Annotated in this window: 18 protein-coding genes; 16 read left to right on the top strand and 2 right to left on the bottom strand. The window is 61.8% G+C overall.

Annotation, left to right across the window (positions count from 1 at the left end; genetic code table 11):
• Nucleotides 1-33 precede the first annotated feature (33 nt).
• On the bottom strand, nt 34-807 hold the full coding sequence (locus AC1D13_RS03440; protein WP_457278863.1) for a FadR/GntR family transcriptional regulator: 774 nt from the start codon (nt 805-807) through the stop codon (nt 34-36).
• Nucleotides 808-1,023: 216 nt separating this feature from the next.
• On the opposite strand from AC1D13_RS03440, the gene AC1D13_RS03445 reads away from it, so the two are divergent.
• From AC1D13_RS03445 to AC1D13_RS03515, 15 genes are all read left to right on the top strand, one after another.
• Nucleotides 1,024-1,833, top strand: coding sequence for an NAD-dependent epimerase/dehydratase family protein (locus AC1D13_RS03445; RefSeq protein WP_457278862.1), 810 nt, complete (start codon nt 1,024-1,026; stop codon nt 1,831-1,833).
• A 9-nt stretch (nt 1,834-1,842) separates the two neighbouring features.
• Nucleotides 1,843-2,745, top strand: a complete 903-nt coding sequence (locus tag AC1D13_RS03450; RefSeq protein WP_457278861.1) for an SMP-30/gluconolactonase/LRE family protein — start codon at nt 1,843-1,845, stop codon at nt 2,743-2,745.
• 33 nt (nt 2,746-2,778) lie between these two features.
• Nucleotides 2,779-3,762, top strand: a complete 984-nt coding sequence (locus AC1D13_RS03455) for a TRAP transporter substrate-binding protein (RefSeq protein WP_457278860.1) — start codon at nt 2,779-2,781, stop codon at nt 3,760-3,762.
• A gap of 72 nt (nt 3,763-3,834) precedes the next feature.
• The gene (locus AC1D13_RS03460) at nt 3,835-4,362 is read left to right on the top strand and encodes a TRAP transporter small permease (protein WP_457278859.1); all 528 of its coding nucleotides are present in this window, start codon (nt 3,835-3,837) and stop codon (nt 4,360-4,362) included.
• The gene (locus AC1D13_RS03465; protein ID WP_457278858.1) at nt 4,362-5,645 is read left to right on the top strand and encodes a TRAP transporter large permease; all 1,284 of its coding nucleotides are present in this window, start codon (nt 4,362-4,364) and stop codon (nt 5,643-5,645) included. The genes AC1D13_RS03460 and AC1D13_RS03465 overlap by 1 nt, the downstream gene beginning before the upstream one ends.
• Before the next feature lie 3 nt (nt 5,646-5,648).
• A complete protein-coding gene (locus AC1D13_RS03470; protein WP_477688938.1) occupies nt 5,649-6,953 on the top strand; it encodes a glucarate dehydratase family protein in 1,305 nt (434 codons plus the stop codon).
• 30 nt (nt 6,954-6,983) lie between these two features.
• Nucleotides 6,984-8,090, top strand: coding sequence for a lactonase family protein (locus tag AC1D13_RS03475; protein ID WP_477688939.1), 1,107 nt, complete (start codon nt 6,984-6,986; stop codon nt 8,088-8,090).
• Nucleotides 8,090-9,679, top strand: a complete 1,590-nt coding sequence (gene garD / locus AC1D13_RS03480; protein WP_477688940.1) for a galactarate dehydratase — start codon at nt 8,090-8,092, stop codon at nt 9,677-9,679. Before AC1D13_RS03475 ends, garD begins: the two co-directional genes overlap by 1 nt.
• Nucleotides 9,680-9,713: 34 nt before the next feature.
• Nucleotides 9,714-10,700, top strand: a complete 987-nt coding sequence (locus tag AC1D13_RS03485) for a Bug family tripartite tricarboxylate transporter substrate binding protein (RefSeq protein ID WP_477667108.1) — start codon at nt 9,714-9,716, stop codon at nt 10,698-10,700.
• A 36-nt stretch (nt 10,701-10,736) separates the two neighbouring features.
• On the top strand, nt 10,737-11,519 hold the full coding sequence (gene garL / locus AC1D13_RS03490; RefSeq protein WP_457278853.1) for a 2-dehydro-3-deoxyglucarate aldolase: 783 nt from the start codon (nt 10,737-10,739) through the stop codon (nt 11,517-11,519).
• 66 nt (nt 11,520-11,585) lie between these two features.
• Nucleotides 11,586-12,467: a 2-hydroxy-3-oxopropionate reductase gene (gene glxR / locus AC1D13_RS03495; RefSeq protein WP_457278852.1), complete on the top strand. Its 882-nt coding sequence runs from the start codon at nt 11,586-11,588 to the stop codon at nt 12,465-12,467.
• Nucleotides 12,468-12,547: 80 nt separating this feature from the next.
• A complete protein-coding gene (locus tag AC1D13_RS03500; RefSeq protein ID WP_457278851.1) occupies nt 12,548-13,513 on the top strand; it encodes a Bug family tripartite tricarboxylate transporter substrate binding protein in 966 nt (321 codons plus the stop codon).
• Between the two features lie 154 nt (nt 13,514-13,667).
• Nucleotides 13,668-14,636: a TRAP transporter substrate-binding protein gene (locus AC1D13_RS03505; RefSeq protein ID WP_457278850.1), complete on the top strand. Its 969-nt coding sequence runs from the start codon at nt 13,668-13,670 to the stop codon at nt 14,634-14,636.
• A 24-nt stretch (nt 14,637-14,660) separates the two neighbouring features.
• Entirely contained in the window at nt 14,661-15,737 is a 1,077-nt protein-coding gene (locus tag AC1D13_RS03510) for an aldose epimerase family protein (RefSeq protein WP_457278849.1), read from the top strand.
• 52 nt (nt 15,738-15,789) lie between these two features.
• The gene (locus tag AC1D13_RS03515) at nt 15,790-16,686 is read left to right on the top strand and encodes a dienelactone hydrolase family protein (RefSeq protein WP_457278848.1); all 897 of its coding nucleotides are present in this window, start codon (nt 15,790-15,792) and stop codon (nt 16,684-16,686) included.
• Between the two features lie 73 nt (nt 16,687-16,759).
• On the opposite strand, the gene rpoD is transcribed toward AC1D13_RS03515, so the two are convergent.
• Nucleotides 16,760-18,991: an RNA polymerase sigma factor RpoD gene (gene rpoD / locus AC1D13_RS03520; RefSeq protein WP_477667111.1), complete on the bottom strand. Its 2,232-nt coding sequence runs from the start codon at nt 18,989-18,991 to the stop codon at nt 16,760-16,762.
• Here rpoD and AC1D13_RS03525 point away from each other — a divergent pair.
• Nucleotides 18,984-19,478: a hypothetical protein gene (locus tag AC1D13_RS03525; protein ID WP_477667112.1), complete on the top strand. Its 495-nt coding sequence runs from the start codon at nt 18,984-18,986 to the stop codon at nt 19,476-19,478. The two genes, rpoD and AC1D13_RS03525, sit on opposite strands and share 8 nt — an antisense overlap.
• Nucleotides 19,479-19,590: the final 112 nt, after the last annotated feature.

The raw sequence follows: 19,590 nt of genomic DNA on the forward strand, positions 1-19,590 counted from the left end.
AATTTATCAGTTATCGTACAACTCACCGATTATTTATGCAACCAGATTTGTACCCAGGGTGCGAGGTGCCTGAGGTTCGGAAGGCTCTTCGGGTGGCTGCATGGTATGCGCGTTATTGCCCCGGCGAAGCCGTTCACGGCTATTGGACAGATGCGTCCGCATGGCGGCGCGTGCGGCCTCCGCATCCTGATTGCGGATGGCGTTGTAGATGCTCTCGTGCTCGCTGTTGACCCGCTGCAGGTAGTTGAAGCGGCCTTCGGGTGCACTGTGCGCCGTGTTGACGCGAGTGCGCGGAATGATCATGGTGCCCAGGTAGGTCATCAGGTCGGCGAAGTGCCGGTTGCCCGTGGCGCGGGCTACTTCCATATGGAACTGGAAGTCCGGTGGCACGGCGTCGGAGTCCAGGCTGATGGAGTCGTGAAAGGCGCGCAATGCATTTTCCAGGGCCTTGAGGTTTTCTGGCGTTCTCCTCTGGGCGGCAAGGCCGGCGGCTTCGGTTTCCAGGCTGATACGCAGCTCCAGCACCGAGATCACATCGGCCACGGTGGCAAAGTCCTCGGCGGTGATCTTGAAGTTGCCGGCGTCCTGCGGTTGCAGGACAAAGGTGCCGATGCCGTGCCGGGTTTCGACCAGCCCTGAGGCCTGGAGCTTGGACAGCGACTCACGCACCACGGTCCGGCTCACGTCAAAACGAGCCATGATTTCGGCTTCTGTGGGCAGTTTTTCGCCCGGCTGCAGGTGACCTGAACGGATGCTGGTGGCCAGATTTTCGACGATCTCACCCACCAGTCCGCGGGGGCGGCGCATGCGTAACGGCTCTTCGTGAAAGCCAACCGTAAGGCCTGCCTCGGAGCGACTAGGGGTTTTCCTTGAGTCCATTAAAAAACCATTGACAAGCTAGGGGGCGAACTGGAGAATTCCAAGTCATCAGACAACCTATGACTGCGATGTTCTTGGGTTGACTTTAACAAACTTCATAAAAAAGTCCAGTGTTTGCAATCGCACCGGGCACAGATGTAAAAAATGACCATCAAAGTTCACGAAAAGCTCTTGTTGACCGGCGCGGCTGGTGGCTTGGGCAAGGCCTTGCGCGAGCGCCTGAAAGCCAATTGCTCGGTACTCCGGCTGTCCGACGTGCAGCCTTTCGGTGCTGCCGCGGTCAACGAGGAGGTGATTCTGGCCGACCTGGCCGATTCCGCTGCCGTCCACACCATGGTTCAGGGTGTTGATGCGATTGTTCATCTGGGCGGTGTCTCGGTAGAAGGGCCCTTTGGCCCCATCCTGCAGGCCAATATCCTGGGCGCCTATAACTTGTATGAGGCCGCGCGCAAGAACGGCGTCAAACGCATCGTCTTTGCCAGCTCCAATCACGTCACCGGTTTTTACCGCCAGGACCAGACCATCAATGCCGACCATCCGCCGCGGCCCGACGGTTTGTACGGCCTGAGCAAAGCCTTCGGTGAAGATCTCTCGCGCCTGTACTTTGACCGCTACGGCATTGAAACCGCTTGCGTGCGCATCGGCTCTTCGTTTGCCGAGCCCAAAGACCGCCGCATGCTGGCGACCTGGCTGAGCTTTGACGACCTGCACCGCTTGATTACCGCCTGCCTGACCACGCCGGTGCTGGGCCACAGCATTGTGTTTGGCATGTCCGACAACGCCGTCACCTGGTGGGACAACAGCCGCGCACGCCACATCGGTTATGTGCCGAAAGACAGCTCGGACATCTTTCGCGAGGCCGTCTACGCCCGAACCGCTGCACCTGACCTGAAAGACCCGGTCGCCCAGTACCAGGGTGGTGGCTTTGTCGTGGCCGGCCCTTTCGGCGACTGAGTGGCCAGGATGAACACGAGTGAATCTCACGTTGAGCTGATTCTGGATGCGCGCAATGGCACGGGGGAAAGCCCTGTCTGGCAGGCCGCCGAACAAGCGCTCTATTGGGTTGATATTCCGGCGCGCAGGCTGTGCCGCTGGAGCGTGGCCGAAGGCGTTCTCACTGAATGGGCCGCTCCTGAAATGCTGGCCTGCGTTGCTTCGATAGGCGGCACGCAGGACTGGGTTGCAGGCGCTGAAAGCGGCGTGTTCCGCCTGAGTCCACGGGCGGATGGCCAGCTTGGGTTCAAGCAGCTTGCCGCCGTTACGCATGCCATGCCCGGCATGCGCTTCAACGATGGCCGTTGTGACCGTCAGGGGCGCTTTCTTGCCGGTACCATGTTGATGAATATGGCTGCCGGCGCACGTGTGGGTTGTATCTATAGCTATAAAAAAGATAGCGAACTGAAAAAACTCCTGGACGGTTTCATCACGCCGAACGGTATGGCCTTCAGCCCCGACGGCCGTACCATGTACCTGTCGGACTCGCATCCGTCGGTACAGGCCATCTGGGCCTTTGACTACGACACCGACACTGGCACGCCATCAAACCGGCGCGTCTTTGTCGACATGAACCCGCTGCCCGGCCGTCCGGATGGCGCGGCTGTCGATGCCGACGGCTGCTACTGGATTTGCGGCAACGATGCCGGCCTGATCCATCGTTTCACCCCCGCCGGCAAGCTGGACCGCTCGCTGGCCGTGCCGGTGAAAAAACCTGCCATGTGCGCCTTTGGCGGCGCCGGGCTTGACACCCTGTTCGTGACGTCGATACGCCCTGAAGGTGTCGACTTATCTGACCAGCCGCTGGCCGGCGGTGTGTTCGCGTTGCGCCCCGGCGTGCGCGGGCTGCCCGAGCCGCAGTTTTCCCGCTAGTTATTTATAAACCGGTCCTTCAAGGAGACAACCATGACCTTCCGCAGAAACTTTATCGCCGCAGCCGTTGCGGCAGTCGCATTGGCCACATCGTTTACTGCCTCGGCGCAGAACATCGTGCTCAAGGCATCTGACACGCACCCGGCGGGTTATCCGACGGTTGTCGCCGTCGAGAACATGGGCAAGAAGCTTGAAGCCCAGACCAATGGCCGCATCAAGATGCAGATGTTCCCCGGCGCCGTGCTGGGTCAGGAAAAGGAAACCGTCGAGCAGACCCAGCTCGGCGCCTTGCAAATCAACCGCATCTCGCTGGGCGTGATCGGCCCCATCGTGCCGGAAGTTGACGTGTTCAACATGCCTTTCGTTTTCCGCGACATCCCGCACATGCGCAAAGTGATCGACGGCCCGATCGGCGACGAACTGCTGGCCAAGGTCACTGCCAGCCCGGCGCGCCTGGTTGCCCTCGGCTGGATGGACGGCGGCGCACGCAGCCTGTACACCAAGAAGCTGGTCAAATCCCCCGCCGACCTCAAGGGCGTGAAGGTCCGCATGATGGGCAATCCGCTGTTTGTCGACACCATGAACGCCATGGGCGGCAACGGCATTTCCATGGCTTACGGCGAAGTGTTCAGCGCACTGCAGACCGGCGTGATCGACGGTGCGGAAAACAACCCGCCCAGCATGTTCACTTCCAACCATTACACCGCCGGTGCCAAGTACTACGCCCAAACCAATCACCTGATCATTCCAGAACTGCTGGTGATGTCCAAGGTGACATGGGACAAACTCACGCCAGCCGACCAGGCCCTGGTCAAGAAGCTGGGCCGTGAGGCACAGCTGGAACAGCGCGTACTGTGGGACAAGAGCGTCGAGGAATACTCGGCCAAACTGAAGGCCGCGGGTGTCGAGTTTGTGCCGGTGGACCAGAAGCTGTTCTTTGATGCCACGGCGCCCGTGCGCGCCAAGTACGGCGTGAAGTTTGCTGACCTGATGAAGCGTATCGACGCAACCAAATAAGCGTTGCTCCCGGGCCCAGGTGCGCTGCCGACGCGGCGCGCCCGGGCCGTCTTGCCGTATTGCGGAAATACCATGAAACACCATACCCTTCGCTTCAACGACTGGCTGTACCTTGCGTGCATCTGGATCTCGGGCCTGTCCATCTTTCTCATGTCGCTGATCATTCCATGGGGCATCTTCACACGTTACGTGCTGGGCACCGGTTCGCAGTGGCCGGAGCCCATTTCAATTTTGTTGATGGTGATCTTTACCTTCTTCGGCGCCGCTGCCGGCTACCGCGCCAACGCTCATATTTCTGTAGCCATGGTTACAGACCGTATGCCCGAACAAATGCGCAGCGTCGTTGCCTGGCTGATGGACATCTTGATGGCGGTGGTATCCGTCTTCATGGCCTATTACGGCGCCAAGCTCTGCATGCAGACCTGGGGCCAGTACATCGGCGAAATCCCCTGGATGCCGGTGGGTGCGACCTATCTCCCGCTGCCCCTGGGTGGCCTGATTACGCTTATCTTTGTACTTGAACGCATGGCGCTGGGCCATCAGGGTGACCGCGAAGTTGTCACCTACGACCACGAAAAAATTGAAGGCGAGGCCCTCTGATGGATGCATTTGTTCTGCTGGGGTCTTTTCTCCTGCTCATGGTTCTGGGCCTGCCGGTGGCTTATGCGCTGGGCTTGTCCGCGCTGATTGGCGCCTGGTGGATAGACATCCCGCTGGACGCGGTGATGATCGCGATCTCCAGCGGCGTCAACAAGTTTTCGCTTCTGGCGATTCCCTTTTTCGTACTGGCCGGCGCCATCATGGCCGAGGGCGGCATGTCCCGCCGGTTGGTGGCGTTTGCCAGTGTGCTGGTCGGTTTTGTGCGCGGCGGCCTGTCGCTGGTCAATATCCTGGCCTCAACTTTCTTCGGCGCCATTTCCGGCTCGTCGATGGCAGACACGGCCTCCATCGGTTCGGTGTTGATTCCCGAGATGGAGAAAAAGGGCTACCCGCGCGACTTCGCTACGGCGGTCACCGTCAGCGGCTCGGTGCAGGCCATCCTGATCCCGCCCAGCCACAACGCAGTGATTTATTCGCTGGCCGCCGGCGGCGGCGTGTCGATCGCGGCGCTGTTTCTCGCGGGTGTGCTGCCTGGCTTGCTGCTGGGTCTGACCCTGGCTGTCATGTGTCTGTTCATCGCGAAGAAACGCGACTTTCCCAAGGGCCGCGTCATCCCCATGCGCGAGGCGCTGAAGATTTGCGCCGATGCGCTTTGGGGCCTGATGACCATGGTCATCATCCTGGGCGGCATTCTGTCGGGCATTTTCACGGCCACCGAATCGGCCGCCATTGCCGTGATCTGGGCCTTCTTTGTGACCATGTGCATTTACCGCGACTACAAGTGGCGCGACCTGCCCAAGCTGGTACACCGCACGGTCAAGACCCTGTCCATCGTCATGATCCTGATCGCGTTTGCCGCGAGCTTCGGCTACATCATGACGTTGATGCAGATTCCGCAGCAGATCACCGGCATGTTTACCAGCGTCTCGAACAACAAGTATGTGGTGCTGCTGATGATCAACGTGCTGCTGCTGATTCTGGGCACGCTGATGGACATGGCGCCGCTGATCCTGATCATGACGCCCATCCTGTTGCCCGTGGTTACCCAGCTCGGCGTGGACCCGGTGCATTTCGGCATGATCATGATGGTCAACCTCGGCATGGGCCTGATCACGCCACCCGTGGGCGGCGTGCTGTTTGTCGGCGCGGCGGTAGCCAAACTTCCCATCGAAAAAGTGGTGCGGGCGCTGTACCCCTTCTTTGGCGCGCTGTTGCTGGTGCTGTTCATGGTGACCTACGTGCCGGCGCTGTCGCTGTGGTTGCCCAACCTGCTGCTCAAGTAATTCATGTCCGTATTGAAGATCACCGCGGTTCGCATCACGCCCATTGCCTTTCGCGACCCGCCGCTCCTGAACGCGGCCGGTATTCACGAGCCCTGGGCGTTGCGGTCCATCATCGAGCTGGAAACCAGCACCGGCCTGGTCGGTATCAACGAAAGCTACGGCGACTTGCCGATGCTGGAGGCGCTCGCCAAGGTGGCGCCCTTGCTCGTCGGCCTGTCGCCCTGGGCTCTCAGCGAGATGGAGTCGCGCGTTGCCGGTCAGGTCACGCCGCCGGTGCAGACCGCATCGGAATTTCTCGGCCAGCAGGTGTCGCTGGCGCCGGGCACTCACGTCTCCAAGACGGTGGCTAAGGTCGTCAGCGCCTTTGAGGTCGCCATGCTGGACCTGCAGGGACAACTGGCTGGCGCACCGGTGGTGGACCTGCTGGGCGGTGCGGCGCGCGACCGCGTACCGTTTTCGGCCTACCTGTTCTACAAGTATGCGCAGCACATCGACAAGCCTGCTTCTTCCGGATATCCGGCCGACCCTTGGGGTGAAGCGCTCACACCACCCCAACTGGTGGCCCAGGCGCGCCGGATGATTGCAGAGTACGGCTTCAAGAGCATCAAGCTCAAGGCCGGTGCGCTTGCGCCGGATCAGGAAGCTGCGGGCCTGCTGGCGCTTGCCGAGGCTTTCCCCGGGGTGCCCCTGCGCATCGACCCCAATGCCAACTGGAGCGTGGCGACCAGCCTGAAGATTGTGGAAAAGCTGCGCGGCGTGCTCGAGTACTACGAAGACCCTGCCCCCGGCCTGGAGGGCATGGCGGCCGTGGCGCGCGACTGCGAGGTGCCGCTGGCCACCAACATGGTGGTGACTGATTTCGCCGAGTTCCGCCGCAACGCCGAGATGGGCTGCCCGGTCAAGATCGTGCTGAGCGACCACCACTACTGGGGCGGCCTGCGCGTCACGCAGCAGTTGTCGCGGCTGTGCAGCACCTTTGGCCTGGGCCTGTCGATGCACAGCAACTCGCACCTCGGCATCAGCCTGATGGCGATGACCCACCTGTGCGCCAGCGTGCCGCTGCTGACTTACGCCTGTGACACCCACTATCCCTGGCAGGACGAGGAAGTGGTGGAGGGCGGCCGCCTGCGCTTCGAGGACGGTAGCCTGCGCGTGACGACCACCCCCGGCCTGGGTGTGACGCTGGACCGCACGGCTTTGGCGCGCCTGCACGACAACTACCTGAACTGCGGCATCCGCAACCGCGACGACCTCGCGCAGATGCGCAAATATGACCCCGCATTCACCGGCGCGCAACCGCGCTACTGAACGGCGCCCATCCGCAGGACAACTTCAACCATGAAACAAGGACTTGCCATGCTTCCAGCCTCGTTGCGCACTTCGTTTCTGCTGCTCGCCGGCGTGGGACTGATCGCCGCCTCCGGTGCCGCCAGCTCGGCCACCTGGGTGTACGTTGCCAATGCCGACAGCCAGGACATCTCGGTGATGCAGCTGGACCGCGCGGCAGGTGCCCTCAAGCCGGTGGCCACCGTACCCGTGGGCGGCACGGCCATGCCCATGGTGGTGAGCCGTGACAAAAAATTCCTCTACGTGGCGCTGCGCTCGCAGCCGTTTCGTGTCGTGACTTTCGCCATCGACGGGGCCACGGGTGGCTTGAAGAAGCTGGGCGAATCCACGCTGGCCGACAGCATGGCCAACATCGACCTCGACGCGACCGGCAAGTGGCTGTTCGCCGCCTCGTACGGCGGCAACAAGATCACCGTGAACAGCATGGGCGCCGACGGCGTCGTGGGTGCGGTGCAGCAAATCGTGAGAACCGCGCCCAATGCGCATGCCATCCATGCCGACGCTTCGGGCAAGTACGTTTTCGCCACCAGCCTGGGCGGGGACAACCTCTCGAGCTGGAAGTTCGACCCGGCAACCGGTGTGCTTTCGGCCAACGACCCCGCGCTCATCAACGTCGCCCCGGCTAAAACCGGTCCGCGTCACTTCGTGTGGGACAAGCCGCAAAAATACGTTTATCTGCTCAACGAGCTGGATGGTGGCGTGGACGTGTTCAGCTATGACGCCGGCAGAGGCGCAATGAGCCATCTGCAGCGCAGCACCGTTGTGCCGCCGGGCTTTGCCGGCAAGGTGTGGGCGGCCGATCTGCAGATTTCGCCAGACGGCAAATTCCTCTACGGCTCCGAGCGTACTTCGAGCACGCTGACCACCTTCAAGGTCGACCCTGCCACGGGCCGGATCGCGGTGGTCGGCCAGACGCCGACCGAGAAGACACCGCGCGGCTTCGCGGTGGACTCGACCGGCCGCTTCTTGATCGCTACCGGCCAGGACTCGCACGGCGTGTCGCTGCATGCCATCGATCCCGTCACCGGCCTGCCGGGCGCGGGCAAGAGTCAGCCTGGCGGCAAGAACCCGAACTGGGTCGAGATCGTGGACTTCTGATGAACGCACTCGCCCCCCGTCCACCGCTGTACATCCGCATGCACGATGCGGACAACGTCGCCATCGTCTCCAACGACGGCGGACTGCCGGCTGGCGCAGTGTTTGCCGATGGGTTGACGCTGGTCGAGCGGGTTCCCCAAGGGCACAAGGTGGCGCTGATTGACTTGCCCAAGGGCACGGCAGTTCTGCGCTACAACGTGCCGATTGGCTACGCACTGAAAGATATTCCCGCCGGCAGCTGGGTGCACGAGCGCCTGCTCGCCATGCCCGACGCGCGGGGCCTCGAAGGCCTGCCGATCGCCACCGTCAAGCCACCGGCACAGGCCCCGCTGGAGGGCTACACCTTCGAGGGTTACCGCAATGCGGATGGTTCCGTCGGCACCCGCAACATCCTGGCCATCACCACCACGGTGCAGTGCGTGGCCGGCGTGGTGGACTTCGCCGTCAAGCGCATCAAGGACGAGTTGCTGCCGAAGTTTCCCAACGTCGACGACGTGGTCGGCCTGGAACACACCTACGGCTGCGGTGTCGCCATCGACGCCCCCGACGCCATCATCCCGATACGCACGCTGCGCAACATCAGCCTGAACCCCAACTTCGGCGGCGAGGTGATGGTGGTCAGCCTGGGCTGCGAAAAGCTCCAGCCCGAGCGCCTGATGCCGCCCGGCACCATCCAGATCGTCGACGAACGCAGCGTGGCCGACGTCGGCATCAGCGCCGAAGCGCCGCTTGATGTGGTGTGCCTGCAGTCCGAGAACCATGTCGGCTTCATGTCCATGATCGATTCCATCATGCAGGCGGCCGTGCTGCACCTGGAAAAGCTCGATGCGCGCCGCCGTGAAACCGTGCCCGCCAGCGAACTGGTGGTTGGTGTGCAGTGCGGCGGCAGCGATGCCTTCTCCGGCGTCACCGCCAACCCGGCGGTCGGTTTTTGCACCGACCTGCTGGTGCGCGCCGGTGCCAGCGTGATGTTTTCCGAAACCACCGAGGTCCGCGACGGCATCGACCAGCTCACCTCGCGCGCGGCCACGCCGGAAGTGGCACAGGCCATGATTCGCGAGATGGCCTGGTACGACGCCTACCTGCAAAAAGGCCTGGTCGACCGCAGCGCCAACACCACGCCCGGCAACAAGAAGGGCGGCCTGTCCAACATCGTCGAAAAAGCCATGGGCTCCATCGTCAAGTCCGGCAGCTCGCCCATCAGCGGCGTGTTGGCGCCCGGTGAAAAGCTCAAGCGCAAGGGACTGACCTACACCGCCACGCCGGCCAGCGACTTCATCTGCGGCACCTTGCAGCTCGCCGCCGGCATGAATTTGCATGTGTTCACCACCGGCCGCGGCACACCTTACGGCCTGGCCGAATGCCCGGTGATCAAGGTCGCCACCCGCAGCGATCTGGCGCGCCGCTGGCACGACCTGATGGACATCAACGCCGGCCGCATTGCCGACGGCGACGCCAGCATCGAAGACGTGGGCTGGGAGATGTTCCACCTCATGCTCGAAGTGGCCAGCGGCCGCAAGAAGACCTGGGCTGAACACTGGAAGCTGCACAACGCGCTGGTGCTGTTCAACCCCGCACCCGTGACCTGATTTTTCGTTCAAAAACACGCAAGGAGACATCATCATGCAACGCCGTACCCTGATCCACACTGCCATCGCCGCAGCTGCCGGCGGCCTGTCGGCCCTCTCTGCATTTGCGCAAGGCGCCTGGCCCACTGGCAAGACCATCACCTATGTTGTGCCGTTCCCGCCCGGCGGCAACACCGACACGCTGGCCCGCCTGATCGCGCAGCCGCTGTCCACCGCGCTCGGCACGCCCATCGTCATCGACAACAAGGGCGGCGCCGGTGGCAGCGTGGGTTCGGCCATCGCGTCGCGCGCACCGGCCGACGGCTACACGCTGCTGGGCGGCACCATCAGCTCGCACTCGATCAACGTCAGCCTCTACAGCACGCCCATCGGCTACGACCCGGTGAAATCCTTCGCGCCCGTCGCCATGCTGGGCGTGAGCCCGCTGCTGCTGGTGGTGCCGGCCAGCAGCCCGCTGCGCACCCTGGACGACGTGCTCAAGGCCGCCCGCGCCAAGAACGGCGGCCTGAGCTCGGGCTCGCCGGGCATCGGCACCTCGCCGCACATGGCGCTGGAGCTGTTGGCCAGCCAGTCGGGCGTCAAGTTCACCCATGCGCCGTACAAGGGCTCGGCGCCCGCGGTGCAGGACCTGATAGGGGGCCAGCTCGACATGATGTTCGACACCAGCCTGATCGTCGGCCCACACATCCAGAGCGGCAAGCTGCGCCCGATTGCCGTCACCGGCGGCCAGCGCGTGCCCAGCTACCCGAATGTGCCGACCATCGCCGAGAGCGGCCAGAAGGGCTTCGACATGGTGTCCTGGCAGGCCTTGTTTGTCCCCGCGAACACACCACAAGCCGTGGTCGACCGTCTGCACGCCGAAGTGATGAAGGTGCTGGCCCAGCCCGAGGTTCAGGCCAAGCTCAAGGTGTTCGGCATGGAGCCCTCCAGCATGACGCCCGCGCAGTTGCTCGAGTATCAGAAAACCGAGGTCGACAAGTGGGCCAAGGTCATCAAGGCCGCCAACATCAAGGCCGAATAAGCCCGTACCCCTTTCAGAGAGCAACAGCAAACCACCATGACACAACCCACGCCTTACCAATCCTTTCCCAACAGCTTCAAGCGCGACCTGCTGGCCGGCAAAAAACTGATCGGCTGCTGGTCCTCGCTGTCCAACGCCATCACCACCGAGGTGCTGGGCGTGGCCGGCTTCGACTGGATCCTGCTTGACGGTGAACATTCGCCCAACGACATGGCCACTTACATCCCGCAGCTGATGGCGCTGAAGGACAGTGTCAGCGCACCCGTGGTGCGCCCGACCAGCAATAACTCGGTTGAGCTCAAGCGCCTGCTCGACGCCGGCTTCTACAACTTCCTGATTCCCTTTGTCGAAAGCGCCGAGCAGGCTGTCAGCGCCGTTGCCGCCACGCGTTATCCGCCCCAGGGCATTCGAGGTGTCTCGGTATCCCAGCGCAGCAACAAGTACGGCACGGTGCCGGACTACCTCAAGTCCATCAACGACCACATCTGCGTGATGGTGCAGATCGAAAGCATCGCCGGCACGGCGGCTGCTGACGAGATCGCCGCCACCCCGGGTGTCGACTGCATGTTTGTCGGCCCGTCCGACCTGGCCGCCGGACTGGGCCACCTCGGCAATGCCGGGCACCCGGAGGTGCAGGCCGCCATGGTGAAAATTTTTGCCGCCGCCAAGGCGCACGGCAAGCCGGTCGGCATCCTGGCGCCGGTGGAAGCCGACGCACGCCGCTACATGGAGATGGGCGCAACTTTTGTCGGCGTCGGCAGCGATCTCGGCGTGTTCCGTGGCGCCACGCAGGCCCTGCGCGACAAATACCTCGCCTGATTTTTCTGTCATCCCTGACCGCGCGGCCGGGGCTACCGCTATTTTTTACGAACAAGGAACATTTTTATGAGCAAGCTTGGTTTTATCGGCCTGGGCATCATGGGCGCGCCGATGGCTGCGCACCTGATTGCGGCGGGACACGAGGTTTTCATGAACACGCGGAGCAAAGTGCCTGCGGCTCTCTTGACGGGCAAGGGCAAGGCCTGCGATTCCATCGCCGACGTAGTAAAGCAGGCGGACATCATTTTCCTGATGTTGCCCGACACCCCCGACGTGGAGAACGTGCTGTTTGGCGAGGGCGGAGTGGCCTCGGCGCTGACCAAAGGCAAGACAGTGGTCGACATGAGCTCCGTCTCGCCGATGGACACCAAAGAGTTCGCCAAAAGGATCAATGCCCTGGGTTGCGACTACCTGGACGCCCCGGTGTCGGGCGGTGAAGTCGGCGCCAAAGCTGCGAGCCTGACCATCATGGTGGGCGGTCCGCAGGCCGCGTTTGACCTCGTCAAGCCGTTGTTCGAGCTGATGGGCAAGAACATCACCCTGGTGGGCGGCAACGGCGACGGCCAGACCTGCAAGGTGGCGAACCAGATCATCGTGGCGCTGAACATTGCGGCCGTGGGCGAAGCCCTGCTGTTTGCCAGCAAGGCTGGCGCCGATCCAGCCAAAGTGCGCCAGGCGCTGATGGGCGGTTTTGCCTCGTCGCGCATTCTGGAAGTTCATGGCGAACGCATGATCAAGCGCACCTTTGCGCCGGGCTTCCGTATCGGCTTGCACCAGAAAGATTTGAACCTCGCGCTCAGCGGTGCACGTACGCTGGGTCTGGCTTTACCGCAAACGGCGGGCGCCGCCCAGCTGATGCAGGCCTGTGCCGCCAACGGCATGCAGGACCTGGACCATTCCGCTCTGGTGCGTGCGCTTGAACTTCTGGGCAACCACGAAGTCGCGTAACTCATCCGCATGAAGAGCCCACAGAGGCTCACGGCGCAGCTGGTGGAGGACACCGCTTTTTCATACATCCGGAGACGAACATGCCGATCAATCGACGAGAGCTTATGGCTGCTTCACTGGCTTTGGGGACTGGCGCTGCGAGCGCGCAGGCTTCATGGCCGTCCAAACCCATACGCCTGGTGGTGCCGTACCCACCCGGCGGTTCTTCAGACATCATCGCGCGCGCCATTGCGCAGCCTCTGTCCGAGGCGCTCAAGCAGTCGGTCATCGTGGACAACAAGGCCGGCGCCAACGGTAACCTGGGCGCCGACATCGTGGCCAAGTCAGCACCCGACGGCTACACGCTGCTGCTGTGCGACACCGGCGCTCTGGCCATCAGCCCTTCGGTCTATCCCAAGCTGGGTTTCGACCCGACCAAGGACTTGCGTGGCGTCACGATGCTGGCCTATTCGCCGCACCTGCTGGTGGTTCATCCCTCGGTGCCCGCCAGCAATCTCAAGGAGCTCGTAGCGCTCTCGCACAAGACCGACCTGAACTTTGCGGTAACGGCCATGGGCAGCGCGCCGCACCTGGCTGGTGTCGCGGTCGAGCGGGCGAGCAAGGCGAAGTGGCAGTACATCCCCTACAAGGGCGGTTCGCAGGCCGTCAGCGATACGATCGCCGGCCAGACCCAGGTGTTGATGAACGGCATGCTGGCCACCTTGCCGCATGTGCAAAGCGGGAAGCTGAAGATCCTGGGTGTTTCCAAGAGCACGCGCATGCCGCTGATTGGCAATGTGCCGACGCTGGCGGAGCAGGGTCTTGCCAACTTCGAGTCGGGCACCTGGCAGGGCTTGTTGGTGGCCAACGGTACGCCGGCAGCTGTCATCAATCGCCTCAACACCGAGCTCATCAAGATCATCCGCAGCCCGGACATCCGCGCCAAGCTGGCGGGGCAGGGCGCCGAGGTCGTGACCATGACACCGGCACAGCAGGATGTTTTTTTCAACCAGGAGCGCAGCCGATGGGCCAAAGTTGTTGCAGAAGCAAACATCAAACTGGACTGAAAAATCGTTGCGTGACTTAGTGGTGATATTGCCTGATACCTTTGGGTTGTGAGCGCGCATCCGTGGGAATATCGAGCAAGGGATTCAATTTTGAAAAGAAACGAGTCGGCCCATCAGAGGCTGGCCGTTATTAGCCACGCCAGGAGACAAAAACATGCGGACTTCATTCAAGGGGCTTTTGTGCCTCTCTTTTGCCCTATGCGCGAGCGCCACTGTGGCTCAGACCAAGCTGCGGGCATGGAACATTCATCCCGATGGCTATCCGGTATCGGAGGCCATGAAGAGTTTCGTGGAGCAGGTGGCCAAGAGCACCAGTGGCCGCTATAACATCGAGCTCTTCAACAGCGGCACACTTGGCGACCAGCCCAAGGCCGTGCAGATGCTCAAGAGCGGCGAGATTGACGTGGCTGAGTTCAGTTCCGGTCCGCTGTCGGACGCCGTGCCGGGCATCAAGGTGCTGAACCTGCCCTTCCTGTTCACTGATTCCGCGCACATGTTTCGCCATCTGGACGGCAAGCTGGGTGAGCGTTTTGCCGCCAACCTGAAGGCCGCCGGCTTCGTTGTGCTGGGCTGGTATGACGGCGGTGGCCGTTCTTTTTACTGCGTCAAGCCCGTCAACAATATCAGGGACCTGGCCGGCATGAATATTCGTGTCCAGCAGTCCGAAATTTACATCGAGATGGTGAAGCTGATGGACGCCAAGCCGGTGGCCTTGCCCTTCAAGGACGTGTTGGCCGCCCTGGAGCAGGGCAAGGTGGATTGCGCCGAGAACAACTTGCCTTCGTATGAGTCCACCGGACACTTCAAGGTGGCCAAAAACGTTTACGTCACCAACCATGTGATCTCGCCCGAGGCCCTGGTCGTCTCGACCAAGCTGTGGGAAAAACTCAGCAAAGAAGACAAAGCCGCGTTCACCGAGGCCGGCGTCAAGTCCGCCATCCTGATGCGCGAGCTGTGGAACAAACGGGTGGCCGCGGCCCTGGAGACCACGACCAAGCAGGGTTCGCAGTTCGTCAAGGTCAGGGATGCATCGCCCATGGTCAGGCGCATGGGGCCTTTGTATGGAAAATACATGGCGGACCCGACCACACGCGAAGAGTTGCTGACGATTATTTCGAAGTGAGCGTCCCAGACACCGTGCATTGCCATGCTGCTTGACCCCACACGATTTGTACGAGAGCTCGGTGGCAAGCCCACCGCGTTGTTCACGTTGCGCAACGGTCAAGGCATGACTGTGTGCGTGACAAACTACGGCGCAAAGATCGAGCAAGTACTGGTGCCGGGCCGGGATGGCCGCTTTGACGACGTGGTGCTGGGCTACGACAGCATCGACGGCGTGATCGGCGGAGCGCCCTCGGTGGGGGCCTTCATCGGGCGCTATGCAGGCCGTATTGGCCATGCGCGCTTCACGCTGGGTGGCAAGGAGCATGTGCTGGCCGCCAACAACGGCCTGCACTGCTTGCACGGCGGCGTGAAAGGCTCGCGTTTTCGGGTATTCGATACGGTGCAGTGCAGCGATTCCAGCGTTGAAATGCGTTATGTGTTTGCCGACGGGGAAGAGGGCTTTCCGGGCGCGATGGCACTGCGCCTGACCTACAGCGTGACCGAGGCGAACGAGCTGGTGCTCGACTACGAGGCGCTCGCGCTGGATACACCCACGGTGGCCAATCTCACCACGCATGCTTTTTTCAATCTCGAAGGCGCGGGAAGTCGTAACGCGCTGGAGCATGAGGTCACGATTTGCGCCAGCCGCTATTTCGAGATGGCGCCTGACCTCATCGCGACAGGCAGGTTGCTGCCGGTGGAAGGAACGCCGTTTGATTTGCGCAAGCCGGTCGTGCTGAGCAAGCGGGTGCGCGGCTTGCAAGCCGAGGCTGGTATTGGCCTCGTCGCCGGGTATGACGACTGTTTTGAGATTGACCGCTCTGCCGCCAGTGATGAAGATCTGGCGCTATGCGCGCGCGTGAGTGCACCCATTAGCGGGCGGGTGATGGAAGTCTGGTCGACCGAGCCCACCATGCAGTTCTACACCGGTCTTGTGGCAGGCGAGCCGCTGGCCGGCGGGCCGGGCAAGGGCGGCAGGCAATACGCGCAGCAGCAAAGCCTGTGCTTTGAGCCGCAAGGGTACCCCAACGCACCCAATGTGCCGGCATTTCCTTCCGCCGTACATGAGCCGGGACAGCGCCGCCAGGGCCGCACGCTCTACCGCTTCAGCACTTCTTAGGCGAGTGCGTTCCGCATGTCAAAATGCTCCGGCAACAAGCAAGGAGCTGAGCATGCGATGGTGGAAACTGGCGTGGATGTTTGGGATGGTGTGGGCGGCGCAGACGACCGGCATGCCCGCATGGGCGCAGCAGCCCGAGCGCGTGCCGCCGCAGATCGTCAAACTGCCTCTGCTGATCGACGGTAAACAGTATGAGGTTGTCACCCATCTCTACAAGCCCGCGGGCGAAGGTCCGTTTCCGCTGGTGATCTTTTCCCACGGGCGAGCGCCGTCGCGCGTTGACAGGGCCAAGCTTGAGTATCCGGTGCTGGTCGGGCACGCCAACTACTGGCTTCGCAAGGGTGTTGCCGTGGTTGCCCCGGTACGGCCGGGATACGGGGATACCGGGGGCTCCGACAGGGAGGACTCCGGCATCCGGTGGAGCGGCAAGGTTTGCACCGGCGATGCCGACTTCATGCGTGTGGCCAGCCACGCGGGCCAGACAGTAGTCGCGTTGCACCAATGGGCGCTGCAGCAGCCCTGGGTGCGCAAGGACAGGGTGCTGCTCGAAGGGCAGTCGGTGGGCGGCATGACGACGGTGTCGGTCGCGGCGCTCAATCTGCCGGGCGTCGTCGGCGCCGTCAATTTCGCGGGCGGCTCCGGCGGTAATCCGGAAGACTCCCCGGCCAGGAGTTGCAAGCCCGAGAACATGGGTAAAACCTATGGTGAACTCGGCAAGCTGGTCAAGGTGCCCAACCTGTGGCTCTACGCCGAGAACGACCAGTTCTGGGGAGCCGAGGCGCCCCGCGGATGGCACGAGGCCTTCAGGGCAGGCGGCAGCGACACGCAGTTCGTCCAGACGGGCCCGGTGCCAGGGCATGATGGGCATTCGCTGCTGACCTACGGTGGCAATATGTGGTCGGTGCCGCTCGATGCGTTCGTGCGCAAGGTAGGGCTGACGGCACCTTGAATTTCAAACGGGCATAAAAAAGCCCGGCACCTTCCGGGGCCGGGCTCTCAAGAGGCTTTGAGGAAAAAGCAGCTTACAGCGTATCGATAAAGCTGCGCAGCTTGTCCGAACGCGAAGGGTGCTTGAGCTTGCGCAGCGCCTTGGCTTCGATCTGGCGGATGCGTTCGCGCGTCACGTCGAACTGCTTGCCGACTTCTTCGAGCGTGTGGTCGGTCGACATTTCGATACCGAAGCGCATGCGCAGCACCTTGGCTTCGCGCGGTGTCAGGCTGTCGAGAATGTCTTTGACCACATCGCGCAGGCCGGCCTGCATCGCGGCTTCCAGCGGTGCGGTGTTGGCGCTGTCTTCGATGAAGTCGCCCAGGTGCGAATCATCATCGTCACCGATCGGTGTTTCCATCGAGATCGGCTCTTTGGCGATCTTCATGATCTTGCGGATCTTGTCTTCAGGAATCTCCATCTTGGCGGCCAGGATGCTGGCGTCAGGCTCAAAGCCGAATTCCTGCAAGTGCTGGCGCGACAGACGGTTCATCTTGTTGATGGTCTCGATCATGTGAACCGGGATGCGGATGGTGCGGGCCTGGTCGGCGATGGAGCGCGTGATGGCCTGGCGAATCCACCAGGTGGCGTAGGTCGAGAACTTGTAGCCGCGGCGGTATTCGAACTTGTCGACGGCCTTCATCAGGCCGATGTTGCCTTCCTGGATCAAGTCGAGGAACTGCAGGCCGCGGTTGGTGTACTTCTTCGCGATCGAAATCACCAAACGCAAGTTGGCCTCGATCATTTCTTTCTTGGCGTCGCGCGAGTTGGACTCGCCTTCGTTCATGCGCTTGTTGATGTCCTTGAGCTGGGCCAGCGGCACCACCACGCGGGCCTGCAACTCAGCTAGCTTGGTTTGCAGTTCCTGGATGGGCGGCACGTTACGCGCCATCACCACCGACCACGGCTTGCCGGAGGCAACCTGCTTTTCAACCCATTTCAGGTTGAGCAGGTTGGGCGGGAAGTCCTTGATGAAGACTTCCTGCGGCATGCCGCATTTCTCGACGATGATGCGGCGCAGCTCGCGCTCTTTCTTGCGCACGTCCAGCACCTGGCCGCGCAGCATGTCGCACAACTTTTCAATGGTCTTGGCGGTAAAGCGCACGGTCATCAGCTCGTCACTCAGGGCTTTTTGCGACTTCACATAAGTAGGCGTGCCGTAGCCTTCCTTGTCGTAGGTCTTGTGAACCTTCTCGAACAGGGTGGCGATCTTGTCGAAGCGGCTGAGCGCTTCCTTCTTGAGCTCTTCGAGCTTTTTGGTCAGGGCCTTGGAACCGCCCTTGCCGTCGTCATCATCTTCTTCGTCGAATTCGTCGAAGTCTTCTTCGGCCACATAGTCGTCGGCCTCGTTGGGGTTGGAAAAGCCGTCGACCACGGTGGAGATGACGATCTTGCCTTCGCGGATTTCTTCGCCCAGACGCATGATTTCTGCGATGGTGGCGGGGCTTTCCGAGATGGCTTCCATCATCTTCATGAGGCCGCCCTCGATGCGCTTGGCGATTTCGATTTCGCCTTCGCGCGTCAAGAGCTCAACCGTGCCCATTTCACGCATGTACATGCGCACGGGGTCGGTGGTGCGGCCGAATTCGCTGTCGACGGTGGACAGCGCGGCTTCGGCTTCTTCTTCGGCTTCTTCTTCAGTGGCGACCGTAGGGCCGGTGTTGTTCAGCAGCAGGGTCTCGGCGTCGGGCGCCTGCTCGTACACGGCCACGCCCATGTCGTTGAGCATGTTGACCACGACTTCCAGCGTTTCAGCATCGACCAGCTTGTCGGGAAGGTGGTCGGAGATTTCGCCATGCGTGAGGTAGCCGCGCGTTTTACCCAGCTTGATCAGGGTTTTCAGGCGCAGGCGGCGCTTGAGCATGTCTTCTTCGGAGAGGACGGTTTCATCCAGGCCGAATTCCTTCATCAGGGCGCGTTCCTTCGCCTTGCTGATTTTCATGCGCAGCGGTTTGACCTTCTCGGTCGTTTCCGCGATGGGTTCCCCGACGAGATCGTCTTCAATGTCGGACATGTCGAGGTCTTCCCCTGTCTTGACCGGGCCGGCCGCACTCTTCGGCTTGCGGCCGCGCTTGGCGCCGGTGGTGGCGGCAGGCGCGCTGCCTTCGGCCGCCGGATTCTTGGGCGGGCGGCCGGGTTTCTTCTTCACGGGCACGTCGGCGGAGACGGCGAGGGGCTTGGCTTCAGGACTGGACTTGGTCGGCACGGCGGGGGCTTTCTTCAGGGGCAAATCGGAAATCGCGGTTTTCAGGGGGGCTTTGCTCACCAGAGCATTGGGTTTGCTGGGTTTAACAGATATGGCGTGTTTTCCCGGCTTTTCAACCTTGCCGCTTTTGGCGACAGGCTTTGCAGCAGCTTTAGTTGCTGCTTTGACTGGAGGCTTGCCTGCGGGCCGGGCCGCAGCTTTGGGTGCTGCTTTGGCTTTGGGCTTTGCGGCAGCTTTGGACTGCGCACTTTGCGGCTTCTTGGACGTGCTCGGCTTCTTCGGCTTGGCAGTAGGCATGGGACCTCCAGTTGTCGGGAATTGTTTTAAATATCGATCAGCTACCAGTAAACAAAAATGCGCCTTGGCGCCTGCACAAAGCACAGGCACGGTGACAAAGATTCAGAGTCAAAACGAGAAGGCGGAAAAACAGGCCGGGCAGTGCCAAAGGCACATGGCGGTTTATTTTCCCGGGCAAGCTGTTTGGGCGAACATTTGGTGTGCAGTCCTTGCGGAAATTCCCTGGGGGAAGTGGCCGTCTCATCTGTGAGTTCCCCGAAGTTTCAGGGTGGCCGGGCCGGAGGTGCTGCTGTCGCGCTTGCCGTCGAAAATCGGATTATACCCTGTTGCCTGTTTTTTGGGCGATTTATATGACCCAGAAA

It is taken from the genome of Polaromonas sp. P1_E12 (assembly GCF_056405975.1).